The 4,433-nt window shown below is 42.3% G+C and carries 6 protein-coding genes; 2 read left to right on the forward strand and 4 right to left on the reverse strand.

Annotation, left to right across the window (positions count from 1 at the left end):
• Nucleotides 1–297 precede the first annotated feature (297 nt).
• Nucleotides 298–753 carry a DedA family protein gene (locus OEV42_21295; GenBank protein MDH3976806.1) on the forward strand — a complete coding sequence of 152 codons (456 nt, stop codon included), beginning with the start codon at nucleotides 298–300 and terminating at the stop codon, nucleotides 751–753.
• A gap of 295 nt (nucleotides 754–1,048) precedes the next feature.
• A complete protein-coding gene (locus tag OEV42_21300; protein MDH3976807.1) occupies nucleotides 1,049–1,504 on the forward strand; it encodes a hypothetical protein in 456 nt (151 codons plus the stop codon).
• Between the two features lie 298 nt (nucleotides 1,505–1,802).
• Here the strand turns inward: OEV42_21300 and OEV42_21305 are convergent, their stop codons facing one another.
• From OEV42_21305 to OEV42_21320, 4 genes are all read right to left on the reverse strand, one after another.
• Entirely contained in the window at nucleotides 1,803–2,549 is a 747-nt protein-coding gene (locus OEV42_21305) for a response regulator (protein ID MDH3976808.1), read from the reverse strand.
• Between the two features lie 22 nt (nucleotides 2,550–2,571).
• Nucleotides 2,572–2,826 (reverse strand): hypothetical protein, encoded by a 255-nt coding sequence (locus OEV42_21310; GenBank protein ID MDH3976809.1) that lies wholly within the window; start codon nucleotides 2,824–2,826, stop codon nucleotides 2,572–2,574.
• Nucleotides 2,827–2,916: 90 nt separating this feature from the next.
• Nucleotides 2,917–3,342, reverse strand: coding sequence for a hypothetical protein (locus OEV42_21315; protein ID MDH3976810.1), 426 nt, complete (start codon nucleotides 3,340–3,342; stop codon nucleotides 2,917–2,919).
• A 107-nt stretch (nucleotides 3,343–3,449) separates the two neighbouring features.
• Nucleotides 3,450–3,932, reverse strand: a complete 483-nt coding sequence (locus OEV42_21320) for a GNAT family N-acetyltransferase (GenBank protein ID MDH3976811.1) — start codon at nucleotides 3,930–3,932, stop codon at nucleotides 3,450–3,452.
• Between the last annotated feature and the right edge of the window lie 501 nt (nucleotides 3,933–4,433).

A 4,433-nucleotide genomic window follows, 5' to 3' on the forward strand; every position in this document is an offset into this window, starting at 1 on the left:
CCGAGACATGCACCAGGCTGACTGATCGATTTCTGTTTTTGTTGTTTCACCTTTTCAGGTAATATCTGCTGGCTGAACGAGGCTTTTTAGGAGGGTTATGTAAATGGAAATTGGGGAATAAAGAAGTATAATTTTTCATACCCTGTTATACCCTTTTGCCTTTATATTCACTGCTCTTTTTCTATGATAAAGGTGCTTAACCTAGTGCCATTCGGATGTGTCCCTGTTAATTAGAGGTGTTACCACTTCAGGCCTAAACTAATGACTTCACCTTCACCTTTCTGCTAATATCAGGCCATGGACCCTTCTGTTACAGCAGAAAGCTACCTTGCCCTTTTCGGCGTCAGTTTTCTTGCCGCCACCCTATTTCCACTCGGATCGGAGTGGCTCCTTGCCGCCATGATCATATCGGGGAGCAGCGTCCCTTTTTCAATTGCCGTCGCCTCTTCAGGCAATTACCTGGGTGGAGTTACAACTTATTTGATCGGTTTGTACGGGGGCGCTTTTTTGATCCGCAGGGTAATCGGTATCAGTGAAGCAAAGGAGGAAAGAGCCAGAAGGGGTTACGAGAAATATGGCGCCTGGACGCTCCTTCTTTCCTGGGTGCCTGTAGTGGGCGATCCCATCTGCCTTGCAGGAGGCATGATGAAGACAGGGTTCATCCGTTTTTCATTGCTCGTTCTTACGGGCAAGCTTGCCCGCTATACTTTTGTTGCCCTGATTGCAAAAGAGGGAATAGAATTAATGAAGTGAGCAGAAGCAGACCAACTGTTTGATGGGTGAGGATGACAGCTTTATCTTCATTTCAAAGCTGTGCCTGGCTGATTGTACCGTTCCATGAGCTCTTCGTCTGTAATTTTACTTCTCATTATAGATAATCGCTGCTAATTTATTATACGCATGGTCTGCTTCTTTTGTGACATAAGGGAGTGACTTTAGTTCAAAGAGTTACTTTTCCCTGGCTCAAAAATTTATTTTTCACCCTTTGTCACAAAAGCTTCTTCCCTTGCGTAAACTATATCAAAAACCCAAAAAAGGAGTTTAAAACATGAAAAGAATCATCACAGCTTCAGCAATTGCACTATCCCTTACCCTCGCTGCTTCCGTCCGGGCACAGGAAGACCATTCCTCACACAGCAAACATGCCGTAGAAGATGCAGCGCCTGCGGAAAGTGCGGTCAAACATGAGATGAGGCTCCTCGATGCAGCCTACAAGAACCTCATCGACGCCATTCTGCTGGACACACCCGAAGCGATAGAGCCGCCCTTCCACAAGGTGCACAGGGCAAAGATGGCGACAGAAAAAGCGCTCCACGACGGCAAGGTAAAACTCCCAAAAAACGGAGACAAGCTGGATGAATTTGTTGAGATGGATGAGGCCTTTCACGGAAAGCTGAAGAAGCTGCTCGGCGCGGCAAGAAAGAAGGACCGCAAGGGGATTCAGAAGTCCGCCCACGAGATCCTCGACGGCTGCGTCCAGTGCCACTCCAGGTTCAGAAACTAAAGCCTGAAGGGGTGGTAAACACTTTTTTTGACCGGAAAAGGTCGCAGTTAATTGTTTCAACCACCCCTAACCCCTCCTTATCAAGAAGGGGAATATTTGGTGATTATTTTGATTCAGTTTAACAGGATAGGGGGTTAATAAGGCAGGGAAGAATAAGTCCCCAAAAGGCCCTTGTTCAACCCAAAGATAGGTAACACTTTAACCTATGGACATGGGTAACACTTTTTTGACCGGATTTAAACAGACCAAGGCGCGAAGCGACGTTTCCACCACTTGCGTCGGTTATATTTTCAAACCATCACTTAGAGTCAGGCCCCTCTTTTTCGGGATACTCTGATTTCGTTGTATAGTTTCTAAATTCTTCATCTTCCAACAGCGCTAATTCCTGAAAGGTTTCAGGTAAAATATGTTTTTTATTCGCATGAAGATTTGAAGAATATAAGTGGATAATACCGGGGTCATCTTCCGAGCGGTCCAGAAACTCGGACAGCAACTTTCCTTTTGCAATAAAGTCATGGGAAACTTTATTCTGAAGATTTTTGTGCGCAATAAACTTATGGTCCGCATCAATTAAACTGAATTTTGCTAGACCCTTTTTATCAAGTTCTCTTAATTCCTTTAATTCCGCTGCATCCATGGGCATCTCCTTTATGAAATGTAAATCATTCTTCCTGAAACTTATTTTTAATGACTTAATCGTCAATTCATTTATTTTACCCAAAAGCCTGTCAGCTTCAAAGGGCTTCGGTAAATAATCATCCATCCCGGCTGCGGCATATTTCTCTTCAATACAGGCATTGCCGGACAAGGCCATAATAGGAAAATACTTAAGCTCCCTGCGAATCGCCCGCGCCGCTTCACAGCCATTCATTATAGGCATATCGATATCCATAAGGCAAAGGTCATATTTACCTTCATTCGCCACAGCCCGCTCAACCGCCTCCTGCCCGTTATTCGCAGTATCAAAATCAAAACCCCAACATTTCAATAACATGCCGACCGACTTTTGAAGTCTCAGGTTATCTTCTGCAATTAGAATTTTCATGGTTGTTCCCCCTTTTTATGTTTTAAAGTAGCCGATCCCCTTTTCTTAAGGTATTGGGCGCCAGCATCTTGATGTTTGCCCCTATACCCTCTGGTTCATCTTCGCAATAGCGTTTAATTGCAGCCATTACTGTTTCAGTGAGTTTCTTTTTGATAACCTCAATATCGTCGGAATCGAATGATTTTGGAGGGTCATAAATTATGCAGCTCTCCGCTATCACCTTGCCCGCCATAGGATAGAAAAACAATAGTGCCAATATAATGCAGATTTTCTTCATGATTCATCCCCCCCCTTTTTGAGTATGGATAAACAGAGTCTTTCCATGATAGCAATGAAAGCTTTGTAGGGCAGCAGGTGGTTATCTTTATTATAGGATTCCACTATCAGTGTTAACCATTAATTCCTGCTTCTTTTTACGTATCTCACGCAAGTTAACAACAATAAAACTTACAGATATGAAGCCATAGATTGCTAAGAATAAATAGCTGTGAAAAGCAAAAGAGAATAATAATAAAAGCTCTGACAAAGCAACTTGAAAGAATAAAAAAGATGATGAATTCTCGAATGATAAATCCTGCTTGGATTGAATAATTATAACTGTTACCAGCAAAATAATCATAAAAGAAAAAGGCCCTGGAAAAATCGTTAAAATACCCTCCAAACCAACTTCACTAATACCATGTTCAAATAACGAGTTTAATGCAGAAAAGAAAAAAGAAGATCCAACTAATAAATGAAATATAAGAATAATGGTGTAAATGAGCAAGATGACGTTTTTTAAAAAATCTTTCAATGGAATTTGCTCCTATATCTTCTGCTCATCAAGATATCGTTTGCCATCACCGGCGTGGATGGAGCGCAGCGGAATCCACATCCGAGTGCATGGCATTGTTAGCGATTTCATAGCTCTTTGTACATGATGCATACATCAACATACTCTTCATTTTTATTTCTAAATCCGTTTGGAATCTTGCCTATCACCTCAAATCCTAAATACTCCCAGAGGCGCAATGATGCTTGATTGTTTATTACAACTCCGTTGAATTGCATTGCCTTATATCCAAGCTTCATTGCAGTGGATATAGAGTGTTTTCCTAATAGGTTTCCTATCCCGTTTTCTCTTTGATTTTCTGATACAAAATACGTTGCATTTGCGATGTGATTGCCGCGCCCCTTCATATTTGAACGTAACATATAGCAGCCAACAACCGTCCCATCTCTTACAGCGACAAAAACACTTTGTTCATTCTTGAGCCGTTCTCGCATTTGCTCTTCAGAAACAGGATGCTCTGTCATAAACGCATTTCCACTTTCAACAACGGCGTTAAAAGCCTGTGTCACTGCAGATAAATCAGACGAAATATATTCTCTAATTTCGTACATACTTATATCACTAACCAGTTAGTCTAAAGTTTTCTCTAATTCATCGCCAAAATGACGCACTCGCCCTCATATGGTCTTACTTATCAAAAAAGTTCTCGTAGCATGAAAAACTCCGGTTTATAAACCCTCAACAATGCAACACACCCATTTTTTGGGATAAATACCATACATCTGATCAATGAGAAGCCCCTTTCTTCTTTGTAAATTAACGGTAAATAATAGCTGGCCCCATTGCTTCTTTGTCTGCCGTCTATAATTCAACATGGTGTAATACTTTCATCATACGGCGTATGGCGCAGGCTTATACGCCCTACAGGGCTGCTTCACGGAGCTACCGGGACGAATGAGCAATTCCCCGGACAGGACTTTAATCTGCTAGATAGGTTGCCGGTAACGGCGTACTTAGAGTAGAAGGCAGCGAACCTGCCGATAATAAGACATGGTTCACAGCCTCCCCTCATCAAACCGTACTAGCGGTTCTCCCGCATACGGCTTTCCGAT

Source organism: Deltaproteobacteria bacterium, from assembly GCA_029860075.1.
Classification (GTDB): Bacteria; Desulfobacterota; JADFVX01; order JADFVX01; family JADFVX01; genus JAOUBX01.